Source organism: Campylobacter estrildidarum (assembly GCF_005406205.1).
Classification (GTDB): Bacteria; Campylobacterota; Campylobacteria; order Campylobacterales; family Campylobacteraceae; genus Campylobacter_D; species Campylobacter_D estrildidarum.
Map to the genome: position 1 here is coordinate 224,285 of NZ_NXLZ01000001.1, position 21,471 is coordinate 245,755.

22 protein-coding genes and 1 pseudogene are annotated in these 21,471 nt (G+C 29.9%); 7 read left to right on the top strand and 16 right to left on the bottom strand.

All coding sequences use genetic code 11. The features are described 5' to 3' along the window. Positions 1 to 67 precede the first annotated feature (67 nt). The 4 genes from flgB to CQA69_RS01110 are packed head-to-tail and all read left to right on the top strand — an operon-like array spanning position 68 to position 3,117. A complete protein-coding gene (flgB, locus tag CQA69_RS01095; protein WP_137619997.1) occupies positions 68 to 499 on the top strand; it encodes a flagellar basal body rod protein FlgB in 432 nt (143 codons plus the stop codon). A gap of 9 nt (positions 500 to 508) precedes the next feature. Next, positions 509 to 1,003 (top strand): flagellar basal body rod protein FlgC, encoded by a 495-nt coding sequence (flgC, locus tag CQA69_RS01100; RefSeq protein WP_137619998.1) that lies wholly within the window; start codon positions 509 to 511, stop codon positions 1,001 to 1,003. A 6-nt stretch (positions 1,004 to 1,009) separates the two neighbouring features. Continuing rightward, positions 1,010 to 1,309 (top strand): flagellar hook-basal body complex protein FliE, encoded by a 300-nt coding sequence (gene fliE / locus CQA69_RS01105; RefSeq protein WP_137619999.1) that lies wholly within the window; start codon positions 1,010 to 1,012, stop codon positions 1,307 to 1,309. Between the two features lie 5 nt (positions 1,310 to 1,314). Then, on the top strand, positions 1,315 to 3,117 hold the full coding sequence (locus CQA69_RS01110) for a peptidoglycan D,D-transpeptidase FtsI family protein (RefSeq protein ID WP_137620000.1): 1,803 nt from the start codon (positions 1,315 to 1,317) through the stop codon (positions 3,115 to 3,117). A gap of 15 nt (positions 3,118 to 3,132) precedes the next feature. On the opposite strand, the gene CQA69_RS01115 is transcribed toward CQA69_RS01110, so the two are convergent. From CQA69_RS01115 to CQA69_RS01160, 10 genes are all read right to left on the bottom strand, one after another. Beyond that, positions 3,133 to 3,573 carry a hypothetical protein gene (locus CQA69_RS01115; RefSeq protein ID WP_137620001.1) on the bottom strand — a complete coding sequence of 147 codons (441 nt, stop codon included), beginning with the start codon at positions 3,571 to 3,573 and terminating at the stop codon, positions 3,133 to 3,135. Continuing rightward, positions 3,573 to 3,890 carry a rhodanese-like domain-containing protein gene (locus CQA69_RS01120; RefSeq protein ID WP_137620002.1) on the bottom strand — a complete coding sequence of 106 codons (318 nt, stop codon included), beginning with the start codon at positions 3,888 to 3,890 and terminating at the stop codon, positions 3,573 to 3,575. Before CQA69_RS01120 ends, CQA69_RS01115 begins: the two co-directional genes overlap by 1 nt. Beyond that, a complete protein-coding gene (gene htpG, locus CQA69_RS01125; RefSeq protein WP_137620003.1) occupies positions 3,887 to 5,716 on the bottom strand; it encodes a molecular chaperone HtpG in 1,830 nt (609 codons plus the stop codon). Before htpG ends, CQA69_RS01120 begins: the two co-directional genes overlap by 4 nt. 62 nt (positions 5,717 to 5,778) lie before the next feature. Then, positions 5,779 to 6,147, bottom strand: coding sequence for a fluoride efflux transporter CrcB (gene crcB, locus CQA69_RS01130; RefSeq protein WP_137620004.1), 369 nt, complete (start codon positions 6,145 to 6,147; stop codon positions 5,779 to 5,781). Further along, complete coding sequence (locus CQA69_RS01135; protein ID WP_137620005.1) at positions 6,135 to 6,839, bottom strand: lysophospholipid acyltransferase family protein; 705 nt, start codon at positions 6,837 to 6,839, stop codon at positions 6,135 to 6,137. The genes crcB and CQA69_RS01135 overlap by 13 nt, the downstream gene beginning before the upstream one ends. Then, positions 6,817 to 8,019, bottom strand: coding sequence for an SH3 domain-containing protein (locus CQA69_RS01140; protein ID WP_137620006.1), 1,203 nt, complete (start codon positions 8,017 to 8,019; stop codon positions 6,817 to 6,819). Before CQA69_RS01140 ends, CQA69_RS01135 begins: the two co-directional genes overlap by 23 nt. Continuing rightward, on the bottom strand, positions 8,016 to 8,660 hold the full coding sequence (purQ, locus tag CQA69_RS01145) for a phosphoribosylformylglycinamidine synthase I (protein WP_137620007.1): 645 nt from the start codon (positions 8,658 to 8,660) through the stop codon (positions 8,016 to 8,018). Before purQ ends, CQA69_RS01140 begins: the two co-directional genes overlap by 4 nt. Then, positions 8,660 to 8,905 (bottom strand): phosphoribosylformylglycinamidine synthase subunit PurS, encoded by a 246-nt coding sequence (gene purS / locus CQA69_RS01150; RefSeq protein WP_137620008.1) that lies wholly within the window; start codon positions 8,903 to 8,905, stop codon positions 8,660 to 8,662. The genes purQ and purS overlap by 1 nt, the downstream gene beginning before the upstream one ends. Positions 8,906 to 8,915: 10 nt before the next feature. After that, positions 8,916 to 9,626, bottom strand: a complete 711-nt coding sequence (gene purC, locus CQA69_RS01155; RefSeq protein WP_137620009.1) for a phosphoribosylaminoimidazolesuccinocarboxamide synthase — start codon at positions 9,624 to 9,626, stop codon at positions 8,916 to 8,918. Positions 9,627 to 9,645: 19 nt separating this feature from the next. Then, positions 9,646 to 10,959, bottom strand: a complete 1,314-nt coding sequence (locus CQA69_RS01160; protein ID WP_137620010.1) for a S41 family peptidase — start codon at positions 10,957 to 10,959, stop codon at positions 9,646 to 9,648. A 151-nt stretch (positions 10,960 to 11,110) separates the two neighbouring features. On the opposite strand from CQA69_RS01160, the gene CQA69_RS01165 reads away from it, so the two are divergent. Both CQA69_RS01165 and CQA69_RS01170 read left to right on the top strand, forming a co-directional pair. Further along, positions 11,111 to 11,410: a metal-sensing transcriptional repressor gene (locus CQA69_RS01165; protein WP_137620011.1), complete on the top strand. Its 300-nt coding sequence runs from the start codon at positions 11,111 to 11,113 to the stop codon at positions 11,408 to 11,410. Positions 11,411 to 11,534: 124 nt separating this feature from the next. Next, a complete protein-coding gene (locus CQA69_RS01170; protein ID WP_137620012.1) occupies positions 11,535 to 14,114 on the top strand; it encodes an ATP-dependent Clp protease ATP-binding subunit in 2,580 nt (859 codons plus the stop codon). Between the two features lie 12 nt (positions 14,115 to 14,126). Here the strand turns inward: CQA69_RS01170 and CQA69_RS01175 are convergent. The 6 genes and pseudogenes from CQA69_RS01175 to alaS all read right to left on the bottom strand — a co-directional run. Next, positions 14,127 to 14,484: pseudogene (locus CQA69_RS01175) on the bottom strand (hypothetical protein); the annotation flags it as partial. 70 nt (positions 14,485 to 14,554) lie between these two features. Then, a complete protein-coding gene (locus CQA69_RS01180) occupies positions 14,555 to 15,064 on the bottom strand; it encodes a CatB-related O-acetyltransferase (RefSeq protein ID WP_137620013.1) in 510 nt (169 codons plus the stop codon). Positions 15,065 to 15,089: 25 nt separating this feature from the next. Continuing rightward, positions 15,090 to 15,275, bottom strand: a complete 186-nt coding sequence (locus tag CQA69_RS01185) for a hypothetical protein (RefSeq protein WP_137620014.1) — start codon at positions 15,273 to 15,275, stop codon at positions 15,090 to 15,092. After that, complete coding sequence (locus tag CQA69_RS01190) at positions 15,275 to 17,197, bottom strand: penicillin-binding protein 1A (RefSeq protein WP_137620015.1); 1,923 nt, start codon at positions 17,195 to 17,197, stop codon at positions 15,275 to 15,277. The genes CQA69_RS01185 and CQA69_RS01190 overlap by 1 nt, the downstream gene beginning before the upstream one ends. Beyond that, positions 17,194 to 17,745 carry a septum formation inhibitor Maf gene (gene maf, locus CQA69_RS01195; protein ID WP_137620016.1) on the bottom strand — a complete coding sequence of 184 codons (552 nt, stop codon included), beginning with the start codon at positions 17,743 to 17,745 and terminating at the stop codon, positions 17,194 to 17,196. The genes CQA69_RS01190 and maf overlap by 4 nt, the downstream gene beginning before the upstream one ends. Further along, positions 17,739 to 20,273: an alanine--tRNA ligase gene (gene alaS / locus CQA69_RS01200; RefSeq protein WP_137620017.1), complete on the bottom strand. Its 2,535-nt coding sequence runs from the start codon at positions 20,271 to 20,273 to the stop codon at positions 17,739 to 17,741. The genes maf and alaS overlap by 7 nt, the downstream gene beginning before the upstream one ends. A gap of 123 nt (positions 20,274 to 20,396) precedes the next feature. On the opposite strand from alaS, the gene CQA69_RS01205 reads away from it, so the two are divergent. Continuing rightward, a complete protein-coding gene (locus CQA69_RS01205; RefSeq protein ID WP_137620018.1) occupies positions 20,397 to 21,470 on the top strand; it encodes a DegT/DnrJ/EryC1/StrS family aminotransferase in 1,074 nt (357 codons plus the stop codon). Position 21,471 lies beyond the last annotated feature (1 nt).

Sequence of the window (21,471 nt, forward strand, 5' to 3'; positions counted from 1 at the left end):
AAAATTTATAAAAGTTGGAACACTATTTGCTTGTTAAATTGAAAATTATAAATAAAAAGGATAGAAAATGATCGACCCATTTAAATCGAAAGAACTTGTTACTAGCGCTTTAGCGGGTAGAAATCTTAGAAATCAACTTATCAATGCTAATCTTGCAAACGTTGATACTCCTTTTTATAAAGCAAGAGATATAGAATTTGAAACTGCTTTAGTACATCGTGCTAATGAAATTTTTAGGGAAAACGATAATAAAGAATTAGAATTAGCAATTACAGAAAAGGGACATCAAGAGCCTTGGAAATTTCCAGATCCTAATAAATCAACAATTTATTTAAGAGATGGACATTTAGCAAGAAACGATGGAAACACTGTAGATTTAGATGTTGAAACAACGGAAATGAGCAAAAATACAGTTATGATTACAGCTCTTGACGGAGTTTTAAGAAAACAAAGTAATATATTTAGTTCTATAATTGATGCAAGCTCTAAATTAAGTTAAAGGTAAATTATGGCATACTTAAGTGATTTTGATATTAGCGGATACGGTTTAAGTGCTCAACGTTTTAGAATGAATGTTATTAGCTCTAATATAGCTAATGCAAACACAACTAGAACAGCAGAAGGCGGACCTTACAGAAGACGCGAAGTGATCTTTAAGGCAACTGATTTTGATAAGCTTTTAAATGAGCAAATTAGCAAGGATAATAATTTTCTAAAATATGAAAATCCTTTAAACGATCCAAGCTCACCTGAAGAAGCTAAACCAGCTATTCAAAGTGTTGTTGTGGATAAAGTTGTAAGAGATGATAAGGATTTTAGAATGAAATACGATCCAAGCAATCCAGATGCAAACGCTGAAGGTTATGTTGCTTATCCTAATGTTAATCCTGTAATAGAAATGGCGGATTTAATTGAAGCTACAAGAGCTTATCAAGCAAACGTTAGTGCTTTTACAAGTGCTAAAACTATTGCACAAAGTGCAATCGATTTATTAAGAGGATAATAAAAAATGAACAATATTAATGATTTAAGACTAAATAACAACGTTTCGAAAACAAACGTGAGTCAAAATTCGCAAAACGGAATCGGCGAAGAATTTGCAAAAATGCTTAAAAATGAAATTGATGATTTAAATAAAGCTCAAAAAACTGGTGAAGCTGCAATGACAGATATTGCTACAGGACAAGTTAAAGATTTACATCAAGCAGCTATTGCTATCACAAAAGCTGAAAGCAGTATGAAATTTATGCTAGAGGTTAGAAATAAAGCTCTTAACGCCTATAAAGAAATTACAAGAACACAAATCTAAACTCTATGCAAGAGTATAAAAAAAATCGTGTTTCAAAAGTTGCTTTTGCTTACTGCATGGCGCTTTTGTTTATGATTATTTTTCTTAGTTCAACTTTTTTTCTCACATCTAAACGTCATATTCCTAATACGGAAAAAGATCAATATTCCTTAGCCTTACGCGGAAATATTATAACAAAAGATAATTTTACAATTTCTACTTCAAAGCAAATATATCGTGCAGAAATTGATTTAAGAAGTATCAATAAGGATAAATTTGATCTTTTTTTAAAGCTTTTTCAAATTTATAGTGGAGTTAGTGATAAAGAAATAATAACAATTAAAAAAAGAATTCAAAATCAAAAAAAACATTCTTATAATTTTATCCTTTCTCAAAATTTGGACTCCAAACAGGCAAGTTATCTTAAAGACCTTGCTAAAAAATTATACATACAAGGATTTTTTAAAGCGTTTACAAATAGCATTGGTAAAGTCGAAACTAGAGGTTTAAATATTATAGAACATGAAGAAGATAGAATTTATATGTCGCACGATTCTTTTACTCCGGCTATAGGCTATACAAAAGTTGTTTTAGACTCAGAAAGCGAAATTTTAAAAAATGTTGGAGTTAAAGGTTTAGAAAAATATTATGATCAATGTCTAAGTCCTTTACAAAATGAAAGAATTCAGGGTTTAAAAGATATAGGTGGAAATATTATTTTAAATCTAAATTCGTTGCAACAAAAAAAAATAAATGGTTGCGACTTATACCTTAGCGTCTCTTTAAAACTTCAAAAAAGTATTGAAAGAGCTATTGATGAACGTAATGAAGATTTGAAAGCTAATGAAATCATTGTTGGGGTTATGGATAGTAGAACTGGTAAAATTTTAGCTCTAGCAAGTTCTAGACGTTATGATCCTGAAAATCGCGGTAAAGATTTATCTGTATTAAATGCAAGTGCTATTGAATACGGATACGAAGCAGGTTCTGTTATCAAACCTTTTATTTTTATCACCGCATTAAAACTTGGAAAAACAACGCTTGATGAAATAATCAATACCTATGGAGGCTCATATAAACTTGGTCGCTTTACCATTAGAGATGATCATAAAATGAGCAAAATGACTGCCGAAGAGGTTATAAGATATTCTTCTAATATAGGAATGATACAAATTGCTCAAAGATTAAGCAATATAGAAATAATCACGGGTTTAAAAATTTTTAATTTTGGAGATAAAAGTGGTATTGATCTTCCCTATGAACAAAAAGGAGAAATACCTAATCCTAAACACTTAAGAGAAATAGAAAAATCTGTTCTAAGTTATGGATATGGACTTAAAACTACTTTTATGCAATTACTTGCTGCATATAATGTTTTTAATAATAATGGAGTTTATATTACGCCTCGTTTGGCTGAAAAATATTATCAAGATGGACGTTTTGTAAATTTAGATAACAATATAAGAAAAGAAACTATTTTAAGCTCTCAATCGGCTCGACTTATGCAAAGAATATTGATCGATGTTATAGAAAAAGGAACAGGAAGAAAAGCTTTCACAAAAGGAGTTATTTTAGGAGGCAAAACAGGAACAGCTAGGATTGCCGAAAGACAAGGCTACACTTCAAATCGCTATAATGCTTCTTTTTTTGGCTTTGCTAATGACGCATCGCACGCTTACACCGTAGGGGTTTTAGTAAGAAATCCAACCAAACCTTACAGCTATTATGCAGCTCAAAGTGCTTTGCCTATGTTTAAAGATGTAGTTGACATTTTAATCAATGAGGATTTTTTAAAACCAATTACGGACAATAATCAAACTAAAAAATAACTCAAAATAAAGCATCTAATTATTTACCTTCAGTTTTTCAAATTCATTCATTAAAAAATCTCTTAAATTTTCAGCTTCTTCTTCGCCATTTTTTAAAAACTCAAGTAAAACATTTTCTAATTTTTTTAAAAAATTAAAAAGCTCATTTTGCCAAATATCATCGCTTTTATTGCTCAAATTCATTGTTTGGATAAAGGTAAGCTCTCTGCTTAAATCTCCAAGTTTTTCTAAAAATTCATCTTGTTTTTCTTGAATTTTTAATATTAAATTCTGATTTTGAACACGATCTTTAAATTCTCTAATTTTCTCATCGATTAAATCACAAAATTTGGGATAAATATCTGCTTTTATAGGTTCAAATAATACTCTTTCATCAATATTTGAAGTTATTTTTTTAACAGCAAAATAAAGAAATAAAAAAGACAAAGCAGTTATTAATAAGTATATTCCTATCATCAATTTCCTTGAAACGCTAACATTCCACCATCTAAATTAGCACTATCTAAATTTAATCGTTCTTGTACAAGTTGGGCAGCCATCATACTCCTATATCCACTACGACAAATAAAAGCTATTTTTTTATCTTTATTTCTTTTAGTTTGGAATTCATCTAAAAAATTTTCATTCAAAAAGCCTTTATTGTCATACAACCAAATACACTCTACATTAGCCAAAACCCCTTCTTCCCATTCCAAAGGAGTGCGAACATCAAAAATTTGATATTCGCTTAAATCTTGTTTTGTCCAAATATTAGCCGGAATATTTTCTATCATGAAAATGCCTTTGTAATGATTTTAGCCAAACTTGCATTAAATTCAGAAGCATTCTCAATACCCATACCCTCACTAAGTTTAGCCATATTTAATACTAAAATTGCAATATCGCTATAGAATGTTTCATTATTTTTGAGTCCTGAAAAAATAGCATGTTTTGGATTGATCTCCAAAATAGGTTTTATATTTTGTTCTTGTCCCATTTGTTTTAAAAGTTGCTGCATAGCAAAATCAGGTTTATTTTTATCAAAAACAATACAACTTGGGCTATCTTTCAAACGACTGGTTAATCTTACATCTTCAACCTCATCTTTTAAAAGCTCTTTAAATTTAGCTACAAGTGGAGCATATTCTTTTTTCTCTTCATCGCTAAATTCGTTTTTATCTTCAACTTGATTGATAGCTACAAATTTTAATCCTTCATATTCTCCAAGCATAGGGGTTACTAAAGAATCAATCTCATCATCCATTAACAATACTTCTACATTTTTTTGTTTATATTCTTCCAATAAAGGCGAATTTCTAAGCAAACTTTCATTACTTCCTGTAATATAAAAAATTTCTTTTTGATCTTTTTGCAAATCATTTTTGTATTCTTCTAAAGAACGTAAATTTTCATCTTTGGTGCTTTTATAAAACATAAGTTTTAGTAAATTTTCTTTTTCTGTTCCAAAACCATAAAGCCCTTCTTTTAAAACTTTTCCAAAGGTTTTAAAAAAATCCAAATATTTATCTTTATTTTTATTTTTTAATTTTTCAAGCTCGCTAAGTATTTTTTTAACGCTAGCTTCTTTTACTGCTTTCAAAATTTGATTTTCTTGTAAAATTTCACGACTTACATTCAGCGGTAAATCTTCAACATCGATAATCCCTCTAACAAAACGCAAATAAGTTGGCAAAAGTTCTTTGTCATCATCACTGATAAAAACACGCTTTACATAAAGTTTAAGTCCGCTTTGATAATCCACTCTAAAAAGATCAAAAGGGGCATTTTTTGGGATAAAAAATAAGGAGTTGTATTCTAATTTTCCTTCACTTTTAGTATGAAGATATAACAAAGGTTTATTAGAATCGTGGAAATTTTGTTCATAAAATTTTTCATAATCTCCAGTTTTTAAGCTTGATTTTTGCATTCTCCAAAGAGCATTGGCTTTATTAATTTGAGTGATTTTTACCTCACTCTTTCCTTCTGTTTTGCCCTCTTTAGCAGGAATATATTCTTCTTTTTCCATAAAAATTGGAAATTGTATATGATTTGAATATTTTTCTACAATACTTTCAATTTTATAAGAATTAACAAATTCATCATCTTTTAAATAAAGAGTGATTGTAGTTCCTTGATCTTCTTTTTTAGCATCCTCAATTTCATAGCCATTAGCATCAGAAGTCCAAAGATAAGCTTTATCATCCAAAGCTTTTTTACTTAAAACTTCAATCTTGTCGGCTACCATAAAAGCAGAATAAAATCCAACGCCAAATTGCCCTATAAGTTGAGAATCTTTCTTAGCATCGCCACTTAAATTCTCCAAAAAGCTTTTTGTACCACTCTTTGCAATAGTTCCTAAATTATTTACCAAATCTTCTTTATTCATACCTATACCATTATCACCAATGGTTAGAGTTTTTTTATCTTTGTCTATTGTAATTTCTATTTTAGGATCAAATTTTAAGCTCTTATAAGAATCATCACTGACGCTTAAAAAATTCAATTTATCTAAAGCATCGCTAGCATTAGAAATAAGCTCTCTTAAAAAAATTTCCTTGTTTGAATATAAAGAATGAATCATCAATTGTAAAAGTTGATTAACTTCAGTTTGAAATTGCATTTTTTCTCCTTTGTATTTTTCAAATGCGTTATTTTAGCAAAAAATACAAAATTCTAAAAAATTTATTTAAAAATTACAAAACCAAACCAAACTGCCAATAAACACAAAATGACATTAAAAACAATATTAAGAAAAAGATAAAAATAATTTCCATTTTGCAAAAGCATTAAATTTTCATAAGAAAAAGTAGAGAAAGTTGTAAAAGCCCCTAAAAATCCAGTATTAATAAAATTTTTAATATTTAAAGATAAACCTTTATTTTGTGCATAAGAAAAACAAAGCCCTATGGCAAACGAGCCTAAAATATTTACAAAAAGAGTACCAAAGCCAATGGAATGTGGAAAAATTTTATTGATAAAATTAATGCTTAACATTCTAAATACAGAACCTAAAAAACCACCTATGCCCACAATTAAAATCATATTGAGCATAATTTTATTCTTTCTTGATCTAGTATTTCTTGCATTTTTTTTCTAGTACTTTCAAGCCATCTCTCATCGCTAGTATCTACTAAATCCATGCAAATAATCCTTAAAATTCCACCACTTCCCACGCTAAAACTTTTTGTATCTAAAATGTTAGCAGAATCTACAATTAAAATAGGCTGAACTTTTAAATTCAATTTTTCAGCCAAAACTTTAGCCCCGCTTTGAAATTTAAGCATTTTTGCTGTTTTTGAACGCGTTCCTTCAGGAAAAATCGCCAAAACCCTATTTTCATTTAGTCTTGCTTTAGCTTCTTTTAATACACGCACTAAATCCCTTGGATTTTTTCTATCAATACAAAGCAATTTTGGTTTTTTTATAGTGATTTTAAAAAGTGGAATTTCACCCAGTTCTTTTTTTGCAATCCAGCATAAATTTTTTGGATACAGATCCTCTAAAGCAATAATATCTAAAGCACTTTGATGATTCATTAAAATCATATTTGCGCTAGGGTTAAATTCACCCACAAGCTCTGTTTTATAAAAAATAGTATATTTTTGAAATTTAGCCCAAATTCTACGAATTTTCCAAAGGGTATTTTGCGAATTTACAAAACAAAAGCAACATACTACAATTAAAATACTAAAAATAAAAAAAATCCAAAAATATAAAGCTTTAATTTTTTTGTAAATCTTCACGAAGTACCCATCCTATTTGGCTATTTTCAAGAAGTACTTTAACATAATTTAATCTTTTTCCTAAAATTTTAACTTTTTCGTTTGAATTGGCTGTATAAAAATAAGTTGAAGGCTCAGTAGGTAAAATTTTAGCTCTTGATCCTGCTTTTAAAATGCCGCTTTTTATATTTGTATCTACAAAAAAACCGAGAATAAAACAAACAACTGCTAAACCAAAGATAATATAATTTTTTTTCCATACAAACAAAACTGCAAAAATAAATGTTAAGCACCAAAATGCATATTGCTTATAAATATTAAAACTTTTATTTGTCGGATTTAAGTCGCTTTGAGTGCTTACCTCGTCATCGCTAACAATGAGTTTAAAACTCATATTTTCAAGACTTTTAGTATCTTTATTGAAATATGAAAATTCAAAATTGGTTTTAGAAGATGGTAAAATCGCATAATAAAATGCACTAGAAGCATTAAAATCACCTTTTAAATTTTCAACTCCTTGTTTTTGAACACCATCGATATAAAAACTTTTAAGATTAGTATTTCTAGCATTTAACTCAAGCATAACAATAACATTATGATTATCAAAATTGCTCGTTTTTATTTTTTTTACTTCTAAAGAACTTGCTATTAAATGTGCAAAATTATTATTGCTTGGTGTGACTTCATATTTAATCGGATTTAAATTTAAATTAGCTTGTTGAAAAACCTGTCCATTTCTTAATAGTTGAATTGAAATTTGTTTCAATAAAGCATTTGAAGTTTTAGCTTCAAACCACAAAGTTGTTACATATTCGCCTTGTACATTTTCCCATTTTGCATCAGGGTTTAAAAAAAGCAAATCATTATTTTTTTTCAAACCAATCTTAAAATCAAAATCAGTATTTTCTGTAGTTTTTGCGTAAATAGTAATTGGAAAAGCTTCGTTAACATAAACTTTAAGTGGATACTCATCGTTAGTTAATACTAAAGAACTTTGGGGCACAAAAGGATCTTCGACATCATTAATATCAATATCTAAATTTTCATCACTTGGAGTAATATTTTGATAAATTCTTTGATCCTCTTTTGGAAGTTTTTTTAATTCTTCTTGCATTTTTTCATCTTGGCCGCTAAAAACAGAAATTTCCCCTCGAGCAAAAAGATTCAAAGAAATTAAAAATACAAAAAACAATATCCTCACATAAAACCTTCAAGCATTTTTAGACCTATTTCATTACCTAAAATGCTATCACAAGCTCGTTCAGGATGTGGCATAAGACCAAAAATTTTTTTATTTTCATCACAAATTCCAGCAATATCGCAAAGAGAACCGTTAGGATTTGATTTATATTTTAAAGTAATTAAATCCTTATCTTGCAATTCTTTTAAAATGTTTTCATCTGCATAATAGTTTCCTTCTCCGTGAGCAATAGGTAGATTAATGATATCACCTTTTTGAAATTTTCTTAAAAAAACATTTTGATTTGAAATTACTCTTAGGTCTTGATTTTTTGAAATAAAACTTAAATTTTCATTATGCTTCATCGCACCTTTTAAAAGACCGCTTTCTAAAAGAATTTGAAACCCATTACAAATTCCTAAAACATAACCCCCTTTTTTAACATGCTCAAAAACACCTTGCATAGCTGGTGCAAGTTTAGCAATCGCTGCACATCTTAAATAATCTCCATAAGAAAATCCACCAGGCAAAACGACTAAATCGGCACTAAATTCTTTTTGTTCATGCCAAATGATTTCTGTTTTAACTCCAAGTTTGTCGAATGCATACTCTGTATCAAATTCGCAATTTGTCCCAAGAAATCGAATAATCGCAACTTTCATTATTTCTCACTCATACTCAGTTCATAATCTTCAATCACATTATTAACCAATAACTCCTCACACATTTTAGCAATACGTTCTTTAGCTCTTAATTCATCTTTTTCATCTAAATCAAGTATAAGTTGTTTGGCCATCCTTACCTCTTTAACTTCATTAAAATTTAAAGAGCGTAAAGCTTTTTCAATCGCTTTACCTTGGGGATCTAAAACTCCATTTTTTAAAAAAATATTCACCACTATTTTCATCTATAATACCCTAACCTAAAATTCTTTTTAAAACTTCTTCATACGCTACTTTTACGTTGCCTAAATCTTGGCGAAATCTATCTTTATCTAATTTTTCATTGCTAAATTTATCCCAAAATCTACAGCTATCAGGACTTATTTCATCAGCTAAAACAAGTTCATTATCTTTAGTTAAACCAAGTTCTATTTTAAAATCTATAAGTCTTAAATTCTTAGAATCAAAAAACGGAGTTAAAATAGAATTGATTTTTTTAGCTATATTTTTAATTTCTTGAATTTGAGCTTCATTTTGAACCAAATTTAAAATCAAACAATGATCATCATTGATAAAAGGATCACCCAAAACATCATCTTTTAAACAAAACTCAACCAAAGCAAAAGGTAAAACCTTGCCATCTTCTAAGCCCAATCTTTTTACAATAGAACCTGTGGCAACATTACGCACTATAACTTCTATAGGAACAATTTTGCATTTTTTTACTAATTGCTCAGTATCACTTATAATTTCTACTAAATGAGTTTTGATACCATTTTTTTCAAGTAAATGGAAAATTTCTGTGCTGATTTTACAATTTAAAGCTCCTTTGCCGCTTTCATTTCCTTTTTTCTCTGCATTAAAAGCTGTTAAATCATCTTTAAACTCACTGATGAGTAAATTCTCATCATCTGTCTTAAAAAGCTTTTTCCCTTTTCCTTCATAAAGCAAATCTTTTTTTGTCATACTCATTCTCCCTATTTTATTATCTAATGTTTAAAATTTTAATTGCATCAATCGCAGATTTTAATTGTGCATCATCATTGATTTGTTTTTCTGTTATAACGTTTTTATCGTCTTCTTTGTTATCTTCTATTTTTTTATTCTTAGTTTTTTCAAGCTCACTTTCTAAATGCTGCTTCAAATCGCTTTCTTTTAAGCTAAAGCCATCGTCTTGAGTATTAACTTTTCCAGGAAAAACTTCAATATCAGGTTTTACACCAACTGCTTGAATAGTGCGACCACTAGGCAAATAATATCTTGCAATTGTTAATCTTAAAGCCTCAGTTTTACTAATAGGTATAATTTGTTGTACACTGCCTTTTCCAAAAGTATTTTCACCGATAATTACAGCTCTTTTTAAATCTTGTAAAGCTCCACTGACTATCTCGCTTGCACTTGCACTTCCACCATTGACAAGTACCACCAAAGGTGCATTAGAAATTTTATTTTTTGCTTCAGCTTTAAATTCTTGATTTTCGCTAGCTATACGTCCTTTTTGTGAAACAATTACACCTTTATCTACAAATAAATTAACAAGTCCTATAGCTTGATTTAAAAGCCCTCCAGGATTATTTCTAAGATCTAAAACAACTCCTTTAACATTAGGATACTTTTTAAGCTCTTTGCTTACAGAATCCACTACATTTTTATCAAAATTTGTCACTCTTAAATAGAGCATATTTTCTTTTTTGATTAATTTAGCATAAACGCTTTCTACTTTAATAATATCACGCATAAGAACCACATCAAAAGGTTTAGTTGTTCCTTTTCTAAAAATGGTTAAAGTAATTTGAGTTTTTGGCTTGCCACGCATTTTATCTACAGCATCATTTAAATTCATGCCTAAGGTTGCTTCATTATTTATCTTTAAGATAATATCTCCAGATTTTATTCCTGCTTTATCCGCTGGAGTTCCTTCCATAGGAGCAACGACAGTTAAAGCTCCATCTTTCATACCTACTGTAATTCCAAGTCCTCCAAATTCGCCATTGGTTTGAATTTTCATATCGTTAAAATCTTTCTCATTTAAGAAAGAAGAGTGTGCATCAAGATTACTTAAAAGCCCAGATAAAGATTTATCCACTAAATCACTTATATTTTCATCATCAACATAATATTGCTCAACTATAGCTAAAGTTTTAGTGAGCTTATCTAAAGCTTGTAAGCGTTGTTCTATTTTCTTATTATCATCAGCTTTAGCCTGTAAATTTCCAACAAGGAAAATACAAAATACTAAAGAACTTATAAAACCTGCCAAAATGCTTAAAAATCGTTTTGTTTTCAAGTGAAACTCCATAAAATAATAAAAATATTTTAAATAAATTCTAATAAAAAATACTTAAGAAATTGTAAATTAAAACTACATTTTAAATAGAATTTCTTTTATTTTTTATGCTAGAATAATCTAAGTATTTTATCTAAAAAATAAAAATTTTTAGGGATAGACTATGAAAAAGTTAAAAAATCACATACATACTCATCAACATTCCCAAAAACATATCAAAGCTATTAGCAATAGACTTAGTCGTACAATAGGACATTTAGAAGCGGTTAAAAATATGGTGGCAAGAGATGAAGATTGTAGTAAAATTTTAATACAGCTTGCCGCTGTTAAAGCAGCAATAAATAATACCGCAAAAGCTATACTAAAAGAACACTTAGCACATTGTATACATCATATAGATACGGAAGAAAATAAGCAAAGTATAGAAGAACTTAACAAAGCCATTGATATGTTTGTAAAATAAGTCTTACATCAATTACTTTACAAAAATTATTTAAATTTATTTATAAAATTATATAAAATAACTTGACATTATATGACTAAATTTATATAATACTATCTATATAAATTAATAAAAAGGAATCAATATGGCAAATATACAAGATTATTTAACAGACTCCATGCTTTCAAATATTGAAAGTGCAGCATCTTTAGCAATATATTCTAAAAATAATGAAATTGTTCCTTTGCATCTTTTTTGGGCTTTATGCGTTGATAGCTCAAGTTTACTTAATCAAATACTTAATAAATTAAATATTTCCAAAGAAGCCTTGGAACTTGAAATTAAAAGCAAAATATCTAAATTCCCAACAAGTTCAAACGTTAGCAAAGAAACCATTAGATTTTCAAATGAATTTATTAACTCTTTAGAGACAGCCAAAGGCTTAATGAGTGCGAATGGAGATAGCTATTTATCCGTAGATACTTGGCTTATTAGCGAAAGCGAAAAAGATCCGATTAAAGAAATTTTATCTAAATTTTTAGATCGCAAAGAATTTCAAAAAGAATTACAAAATTTAAGAGCGGGAAGAAAGGTTGATAGTAAGACAAGTGATGAAACTTTAGATAGTTTAAATAAATTTGGTATTGATCTAACCCAAAAAGCAACTCAAGGAGAGCTAGATCCAGTTATTGGAAGAGAAGAAGAAATAGAAAGACTTATGCAAATTCTTATTCGAAAAACCAAAAACAATCCTATTTTACTCGGTGAACCTGGAGTTGGAAAAACCGCCATTGTCGAAGCTTTAGCACAAAGAATAGTCAAAAAAGATGTGCCAACTTCTTTACAAAACAAAAAAGTCATTGCGCTTGATATGAGCGCTTTAATAGCAGGTGCAAAATACCGCGGAGAATTTGAAGATCGCTTAAAAGCAGTGGTTAATGAAGTAATTAAAAACAAAAATATCATTTTATTTATAGATGAAATTCATACCATAGTAGGAGCTGGAGCGAGTGAAGGGAGTATGGATGCAGCTAATATCTTAAAACCTGCTTTAGCTAGAGGTGAACTTCATACCATAGGCGCTACTACTTTAAAAGAATATCGTAAATATTTCGAAAAAGATGCAGCTTTGCAGCGTCGTTTTCAACCTGTTAATGTTCCTGAACCTAGTATCAATGAAGCTTTAGCGATGCTAAGAGGCATCAAAGAAAAATTAGAAATTCATCACAATGTAACGATTAATGATAGCGCTTTAGTTGCAGCTGCTAAGCTTTCAAAACGCTATATAGCGGATCGTTTTTTGCCAGATAAAGCTATTGATCTGATCGATGAAGCCGCCGCTGAACTTAAGATGCAAATTGAAAGTGAACCTAGTTCTTTAAGAAAAGTAAGAAAAGACATTGAAACCCTAGAAGTTGAAAATGAAGCTTTAAAAATGGAAAATGATAAAAAAAATGAAAAAAGAATAGAGGAAATCATCAAAGAATTAGCCAATTTAAAAGAAAAACAAAGCGCATTAAATTCACAATTTGAAAATGAAAAAGGTGTTTTCAATGAAATCAGTGCAAAGAAAAAAGAAATTGATCTTTTAAAAAATGAAGCCAATTTAGCTAAAAATAAAGGCGAATTTCAAAAAGCGGCTGAATTAGAGTATGGAAAAATTCCAAGCCTTGAAAAGGAAGTGCAAGATTTAGAAGAAAAATGGAAAAAAATGAGTGAAAATGGCGTTTTACTTAAAAATCAAGTTGATGAAGATTTAGTCGCTGGGATTTTGAGTAAATGGACGGGTATAAGTGTGCAAAAAATGCTTACTTCTGAAAAACAAAAATTCTTAGAAGTTGAAAAACATTTAAAAGAAAGTGTCATAGGACAAGATAAAGCTTTAAATGCTTTAGCAAGAGCCATTAAACGCAATAAAGCAGGACTCAATGCAGACAATAAACCTATAGGAAGCTTTTTATTTTTAGGGCCAACAGGGGTAGGTAAAACTCAATCAGCTAAAGCTTTAGCAAAATTTTTATTTGATGATGAAAAGGCTATGATACGCTTTGATATGAGTGAATTTATGGAAAAACATAGCGTTTCAAGACTTTTAGGAGCGCCTCCTGGATATATAGGACATGAAGAAGGTGGAGAGCTAACTGAAGCAGTGCGTAGAAAACCTTATAGTGTTCTTTTATTTGACGAAGTTGAAAAAGCCCATAAAGATGTTTTCAATGTGCTTTTAGGAATTTTAGATGATGGAAGAGCGACAGATAGCAAAGGCGTAACGGTGGATTTTAAAAATACGATTATTATTTTAACCTCTAATATCGCCTCAAATGCAATCATGACGCTAAATGGGGAAGAAAAAGAAAATGCGATCAAAAATGAGTTAAAAAATTTCTTTAAGCCTGAATTTTTAAATCGCTTAGATGATATCATTACTTTTAATCCTCTAGGACAAGATGAGGCTTATGAAATCGTCAAACTTTTATTTAAAGATTTGCAAAACAACTTATCAAATAAAGGCATTAAAGCAAATTTAAGTGAAAATGCAGCCCTTTTAATTGCAAAAGATGGTTTTGATCCTGATTTTGGTGCTAGACCGCTAAAAAGAGCTATTTATGATATGATAGAAGATAAATTAAGCGATATGATCTTAGCCGATAAGCTTAACGAAAATGATAACATTTTAATTGATGCCGAAAATGATGAAATCGTGATTAAAAAAATCAAAGACTGAAAGTAGAGAATTCTACTTTCTTGATTTTTTAAATTCCTTCTTCAACTTCCTTATCTCAAACCACAATTTGATATACCCCCCCCCTATACCAGTTATTGTTGGCTTTTATTAAGGCTTGTCCTAGTTTATAAGTAAAACATTCTTTTTCTTTTAAAGCTTCTTTATAGTCTGGATAAGTTTCTAAAGGAGGTAATTTTAAAGAAGGATCTTTTTTTATTTTTTCTTGATAAATTTTTTGTTCTTGTTTATAAGTTAAAAGTATAGATAATAAATAAATTGTCATTGATATAACTCCAAAAATACTTTTAGAATTAATAATCATAGCTTGTCCTAGTTTATAAGAAAGTTGGTTTTGAATTCTTGCTTTGGCTCCTACAAGTTTTATTGGATTATTGCGTATTGAAATTTGAAATGGAAATTTTGAAATTTCTATAATTTCTTCAAAAAAAAATCTTTTTAGGTTGAAAAATTTTAATTTCTTTCCTTTCGATTCTTTTTTCAAGTTGATCCAAATAAAAATTAATTCCTTGAAAATCGCAAAATTTATATTTCCACCATTGCAAATTTAAAAGTCTCTTTATAACCTGTTCTTCGAAACGATATTTTACAATTTTACCCGGATTTCCTACAACAATAGCATAAGGCGGAACATCCTTGGTGACTACAGAATTTTGCCCAACTACACAACCTGTATGCAAAGTAATACCGGGTTTTAAGCAAGCATTAGCACAGATATAAACATCATCCATTAATATAGTAGGCTTATCGGGTTCAATAAAATCACGATAGCGATTGACATAAAACGAAGAATTAAAATTTTCTCTTGCTTTTTTAAAAATAATAAAGTTGCTATCATATGTAAAACTAGAGGTTGAGATAATGTTTAATGGATGTTTTGAAAAAATAAAATTTATTCCAACTGCAATAGAACAATATCTTCCAATTTTCAAATCAGCACGAGGTATATTAGCATTACTAATAAGAAAAAGATCCTATTTGACATAAAATATTTCCACAGTTAAAAGAACTATATTCTTCCATATATCCTTCGTTGGGTATACAAACCTTTTCACCTTCCTTAAAACGAATTCCGTTCACACAAGAAAATAAATGATTTTCTTCAAAAAAACGAATTAAATGTTTATTAACTATAACTTCCATTAAAACAAAATCTCACTTTCATTAAAATTTATATTCTTTCTTGGTAAAGGTGATTTATCTGTATAGTAAGCACTCTGTCCTTTATAGGTTCCGCGATAAACACCATTTGGAATACTAAATTTTTTAGTTGTATTTGGGAATTTTTCTATATATTGAGTTAAAAATTCTCTAAATACTGGTGCTGCAGTTCTAGATCCGCTTTCTGTATAACGCATTGGCTTGTTATTGTCATTTCCATACCAAATCAATGCTTCGATTTCTGGAGTAATTCCACAAAACCAAGCATCAACATTTTTATTTGTTGTTCCTGTTTTTCCAGCTATATCTATACCTTTAACTTTAGCATTGCGACCTGTGCCACTTTCTACGACATTTCTCATCATATCAAGCACTAAAAAGCTTTGCTCTGGATTACTCACTCTATGTTCACTTGAGTCAAATTTCATGATCACTTTGCTATCTTTATCTTGAACTTGCCTTATAATTTGAGGTTCTTTTATCAGCCCATAGTTTCCAAACATGGTATAAAATTTAGAATATTCCAAAGGAGAAATTCCAAAACTTCCCAAAACTATAGATAAATTCGGCGGAATATCTTTAAAACCAAATTCCATCAATTTAGAATAAAGCACATCAAGCCCGATATCAAGCGCGAGATTAATCGTAGCAAGATTTCTAGAACGCGTTAAAGCTTCTTTAAGGGTAATCAAACCTAGAAATTTTCCACCATCATTTTTAGGTTTCCAAACCTTATCACCACCTGAAAAAATCCTAGAAATATCCGCAATTTCACTCATAGGGGAATAACCTAAATTAATAGCTGTTTGATACACAAAAGGCTTAAAGGAGCTTCCTGGCTGACGCATACTTTGAGTAGCACGGTTATAATTGCTTTTTTCATAATCTACTCCACCAACAAGTGCCAAAACATCACCACTTTGATGATTAACAACAACCATAGCGCCATTTAAAGTACTCAAATTTGCATCTTTATCACGTTTAATTATTTCATCATAGCCAAATTTTAAAGCATTTTGTGCCATTTCTTGAACATCTAAATCAATATTTAAAGTGATCTTATAGCCACCCGTTTTTAAATCCTTAATACTAGAACCAAGTTGCTTCATCACCTCATCAACAACATAAGGAGCAGTATTTTGAGTTAAAGTGTCATTATAAATTTTAGGCACCTCTTTCATAGCACTATCATAATCACTTTTAGAAATCCAACCTAAACTATACATTCTTGTTAAAACATTATTTGCACGTGCAATAGAAAGATCAAGATGTTTAGTAGGATCGTAACTACTTGGTGCTTTAGGGATACCAACTAGCATTGCAATTTCTTTAAGACTTAATTCGCTTAAATTTTTATGAAAATATCCTTGCGCTGCAGTTTTAATACCATAATATCCGTGTCCAAAAAAAATAAAATTTAAATATCTTTCTAAAATTTGCTCTTTGGTAAGTAAGGTTTCTATCTTATAAGCAAGTAAAGCTTCTCTAATTTTTCTTGTAATTGTTTTTTCAGGGGTTAATTCAGTATTTTTTATAAATTGCTGAGTAAGAGTAGAAGCACCTTCTACGGGTTTTCCAGCATTTTTTATCACCTTTAATCCTGCTCTAAAAATAGCGTCAATATTGACTCCATTGTGTTCAAAAAAACTCGTATCTTCAATCGCCACCAAAGCTTCAATAAGACGCGGAGGTAATTCATTATATTTTGCATAAAAGCGATGTTGTTCAAAAATATTGGCTACTAATTTTCCATTACGATCAAAAATTTGCGTTGTAAGTGGTGGATTATACTCTTTAAAAACATAATCTTGGGTATCTAAACTTGTAAAAAGGTATCCGACATAAATCGCACCTGCAACTAACAATAAACTAAAAAATGAAAAAATATATCCTAAAATTTTCATAAATAAGCCTTTAAAGTTTGAGTATCAAGCCCCAAAGCTGTACTTGAATTTCCTATTTGTTTTAATATAAATTGCCCATGAAAACCTTCACACATAATACAACCTGCTTTGCCTTGATAAAAATCATTTTCAACATAATCTTTTAAAGCATTTTTTTCAAATTCCTTAAAATAAAGTGTCGTTTTAGAAAGAGAAAAAACTCTCTTTCGAGCATTGACTAACAAAAAAGCACTTAAGATACTTGCGTTTTTTCCATCTTGCAAGGCAAGCATTTTATAAGCCTCATCTTTGTTTTTTGCCTTTGTTAAAATTTTATCTCCTACACAAACAATACTATCAGCAAAAAGTACAGTTTCATTTATAAAATCTTTTTCAAAAGTAGCAAAAAATTGTTTTTCTTTCTCAAGAACAACATTTTGAACATAAGAACTGGCTAAAATATTTTTATTTAAATTTTCATCATAATCAAAAGCAATTTGCTTAAATTCAATATTTTCTTCTTGGAGTAATTTTGCTCTCGAAGAAGAGCTTGATGCGAGAATTAACATTGAATTGCTTTTTCTATATGATCCAAACTTTGCTTTAAAGCTTCATCAAGTTTAGTCGTATCTTTACCCCCTGCTGTGGCAAAATCATCTCTTCCGCCACCATTTCCACCTAAAATTTGCGCCGCTTCTTTAACCAAAACTCCAGCTTTTAAAGGAGCTTCTTTTACCCCAGCAGCAAGTAGGACTTTACCCTCTTTTACTTGAGCAAGCAAAATCACGGCTTTGCTAAATTTATTTTTAAAATCATCAATCATAGCTTTAATATCGCCATTTTGAATACTTTCGACACAAATTTGCACTCCATTGATATTTTTTGATTTTAGCTCCGCTTTATTTGAATTTTTTAATTCTTCTTTTAGGGTAATAATTTCATTTTTAAGTTTTTTTACTCCATTTAAGATATCATTGTTTTTTAATTCTTCTTTAGCTTTGGCAATTTCATCAAGCTGGTTTTTAACAAATTTTAAAGCTGCTTTAGATACAACTGCTTCTATGCGTCTTATACCTGCACTCACTCCACTTTCTTTAACAATATAAAAACTACCAATTTGTGCTGTATTTAAAACGTGAGTTCCGCCACAAAGCTCTTTGCTTTCTCCTAAAGTTAATACACGAACATTATCTTGATATTTTTCATTAAATAAAGCTATAGCGCCGCTCTTTTTTGCTTCATCTAAAGACATGGTTTCAAGCACTGCATCGCTTGAAAGTATAATCATTTCATTAACTCTTTTTTCAATGCATTCTAATTCTTCTTTGCTTAAAGCCTTAGGATGGGTAAAGTCAAATCTTAATTTATTAAATTCCACTAAAGAGCCTGCTTGAGAAACATGACTGCCTAAAATTTCTCTTAAGGCGTGATGTAAAAGATGAGTTGCTGAATGATGACGTGCAATTTGCTCTCTTTTTTCAAAATCGATTTTTGCTTTTATGACATCATTGATTTTTAATTCTTTGCTAGCATTTACAAAACTAAGATTAAGCCCGAAGAATTTTTGAGTGTCTAAAACTTCACAATCATCTAAAAATCCCACATCGGCACTTTGCCCCCCACTTGTAGCATAAAAAGGAGTTTTTTCAAGCATTACCCAACCTTTACCCTTAAGGGATGAAATTTCTTTAAAATTTTCATCTAAAAGAGCGAGAATTTTAGTTTCGCATTCTATTTTTTCATAACCAACAAATTCATTTTCTCCAAATTTTTCAAGTAAAATCTTAAAATCACCACTGGCATTTTTACTTCCACTTCCCTTCCAGGAAGCCTTAGCACGATCTTTTTGCTCTTGCATTAAAGTTTCAAATTTTTCTTCATCCACTTTAAGATTTTTTTCTCTAAGCATATCTTGAGTTAGATCAAGTGGAAAACCATAAGTATCATAAAGCTTAAAAGCAACTTCTCCGCTGAAAATTTCTTGAGTGTTTTTAAGTTCTTCGTTAAAGATTTCAATTCCATTTTCTATAGTGCTTAAAAATCTTTCTTCTTCAAGTCGAATTTGCTCTTTAACAAATTCTTTTTTTTCATTTAAATAAGTATAATGATCTCCCATTAAATGGCAAACTATATCGACTAATTTATACATAAAAGGCTTTTTAAATCCTAACAAATAACCATGTCTTAAAGCACGACGCAAAATTCGTCTTAAAACATAGCCTCTACCTTCTTTATCAAAATTTGTCCCTTGTGTAAGCAAAAACACACTAGAGCGTATATGATCAGCGATCACTCTAAAACTTGCACCACTTTCATATATATATTCTTTTTTACAAAGTTTGGAAATTTCATCAATAATTGGCATAAATAAAGAACTATCAAAATTACTGAATTTTCCTTCCTTGATCGCCATAACTCTTTCAAGACCCATTCCTGTATCAATACTTGGCTTTGGCAAAGGACTTAAAGTTCCATCAGCACTTCTTTCATACTGCATGAAAACAAGATTCCAAATCTCTAAAAATCTATCTCCATCTCCACCCATATAATCTTCATCACTATTAAAATTTTCAGCACCTTGATCATAAAAAATTTCACTACAAGGACCGCAAGGACCTGTATCGCCCATTTGCCAAAAATTATCCTTATCTCCAAATTTATAAATTCTTTCTTTCTCTATATGCTTTTGCCAAATTTCAAAAGCTTCATCATCATCTTGATGAACAGTTACATAAAGCTTATCTTTAGGAAGTTTTAAAATTTGGGTTACAAATTCCCAAGCATAAGAAATAGCCTGTTCTTTAAAATAATCTCCAAAGCTAAAATTACCAAGCATTTCAAAAAAAGTATGATGACGTGCTGTATAGCCAACATTATCTAAATCATTATGTTTTCCACCTGCTCTAATACAAGTTTGACAACTCGTCTTTCTTGGCGGGTTTGGACGTGGAATTTCTCCCGTAAAAATACTTTTAAAAGGCACCATACCTGCATTAGTAAAAAGTAAAGTCGCATCATCAGGAACCAAAGGGCTTGAAGGGGTAATTTCATGTCCCTTAGAAGCAAAAAAATCCAAATAAGCTTTTCTAATATCCATAAAAATTTCCTAATAAATTATTATAAATTATTATAATACCAAAATTACTTTAAATTAAGTAAAACTAAAATACAATAAGTATTTTATAAAACTTGAAAAATTTCTATAGATAAAGGTATTTTTATGAATTTCATCAATCTTAACGCACAATATCTAGCCTATAAAAACGAAATCGACGCTGAAATTCAAAGCGTTTTACAAAGCTCTTCTTTTATAGGCGGTTTAAAGCTTGATGAATTTGAAAACAATTTAGCCCATTTTGTAGGCATTAAACATGCTATAGGATGTTCAAGTGGAACCAGTGCTTTATATCTAGCCTTAAGAGCCTTAGATATCAAGGAAGGAGATGAAGTAATCGTTCCTGATTTTACCTTTATCGCAACAGCCGAAGCCGTTGTTTTAGTAGGTGCAAAACCTATTTTTGTAGACATCAATCTTAGTAATTATAATCTTGATTTTAAAGCAGTAGAACAAGCCATCACACCTAAAACAAAAGCGGTTATTGCTGTAAGCATGTTTGGCCAAATGAGTGATTTAAGAAGTTTAAATGAAACGCTAAAAAATAAAAATATCGCCCTTATTGAAGATGGAGCACAAAGCTTTGGTGCAAGTTTTAAAGGAGAAAAATCTTGCTCTATTGCACCCATTTCTTGCACAAGTTTTTTTCCATCTAAGCCTTTGGGTGCTTATGGAGATGGAGGGGCTATTTTTTGCCATGATGATGCTTTAGCACAAAAAATAAGAATTTTACTCAATCACGGACAAACTGAGCGTTACAAGCACGAATTTATAGGTATAAATGCACGTCTTGATACCCTTCAAGCGGCTATTTTAAATGTAAAATTAAAATATCTTGAACAAGAAACTGAAAAAAGACAAATTCTAGCTAAAATTTACGATGAAAATCTAAAAAATTGCGTAATTCCAAAAATCGATAATAATGCTAAAAGTGTTTATGCACAATACAGCATTTTAGTAGAAAATAGAGCAGATATTTTGCAAAAATTTGAAAAAGCAAAAATCCCTTATGCGATTCATTATCCAACTCCACTTCACAAACAACTTTGTTTTAAAGAAGCAAATCATTTAGAAATTAAAAATTCAAGCTACGCAAGCGAACACATCTTATCCTTGCCTTTTTCGGCCTTTTTAGAAGAAAAAGAACAAGAGCAAGTTATCGATCTTTTTAAGGATTAAC

Coding starts and splice junctions, on each gene's coding strand:
- flgB (WP_137619997.1), top strand. CDS start 68: ATGATCGACCCATTTAAATCGAAAGAACTTGTTACTAGCGCTTTAGCG.
- flgC (WP_137619998.1), top strand. CDS start 509: ATGGCATACTTAAGTGATTTTGATATTAGCGGATACGGTTTAAGTGCT.
- fliE (WP_137619999.1), top strand. CDS start 1,010: ATGAACAATATTAATGATTTAAGACTAAATAACAACGTTTCGAAAACA.
- CQA69_RS01110 (WP_137620000.1), top strand. CDS start 1,315: ATGCAAGAGTATAAAAAAAATCGTGTTTCAAAAGTTGCTTTTGCTTAC.
- CQA69_RS01115 (WP_137620001.1), bottom strand. CDS start 3,573: ATGATAGGAATATACTTATTAATAACTGCTTTGTCTTTTTTATTTCTT.
- CQA69_RS01120 (WP_137620002.1), bottom strand. CDS start 3,890: ATGATAGAAAATATTCCGGCTAATATTTGGACAAAACAAGATTTAAGC.
- htpG (WP_137620003.1), bottom strand. CDS start 5,716: ATGCAATTTCAAACTGAAGTTAATCAACTTTTACAATTGATGATTCAT.
- crcB (WP_137620004.1), bottom strand. CDS start 6,147: ATGCTCAATATGATTTTAATTGTGGGCATAGGTGGTTTTTTAGGTTCT.
- purQ (WP_137620007.1), bottom strand. CDS start 8,660: ATGAAAGTTGCGATTATTCGATTTCTTGGGACAAATTGCGAATTTGAT.
- purS (WP_137620008.1), bottom strand. CDS start 8,905: ATGAAAATAGTGGTGAATATTTTTTTAAAAAATGGAGTTTTAGATCCC.
- purC (WP_137620009.1), bottom strand. CDS start 9,626: ATGACAAAAAAAGATTTGCTTTATGAAGGAAAAGGGAAAAAGCTTTTT.
- CQA69_RS01160 (WP_137620010.1), bottom strand. CDS start 10,959: ATGGAGTTTCACTTGAAAACAAAACGATTTTTAAGCATTTTGGCAGGT.
- CQA69_RS01165 (WP_137620011.1), top strand. CDS start 11,111: ATGAAAAAGTTAAAAAATCACATACATACTCATCAACATTCCCAAAAA.
- CQA69_RS01170 (WP_137620012.1), top strand. CDS start 11,535: ATGGCAAATATACAAGATTATTTAACAGACTCCATGCTTTCAAATATT.
- CQA69_RS01185 (WP_137620014.1), bottom strand. CDS start 15,275: ATGGAAGTTATAGTTAATAAACATTTAATTCGTTTTTTTGAAGAAAAT.
- CQA69_RS01190 (WP_137620015.1), bottom strand. CDS start 17,197: ATGAAAATTTTAGGATATATTTTTTCATTTTTTAGTTTATTGTTAGTT.
- maf (WP_137620016.1), bottom strand. CDS start 17,745: ATGTTAATTCTCGCATCAAGCTCTTCTTCGAGAGCAAAATTACTCCAA.
- alaS (WP_137620017.1), bottom strand. CDS start 20,273: ATGGATATTAGAAAAGCTTATTTGGATTTTTTTGCTTCTAAGGGACAT.
- CQA69_RS01205 (WP_137620018.1), top strand. CDS start 20,397: ATGAATTTCATCAATCTTAACGCACAATATCTAGCCTATAAAAACGAA.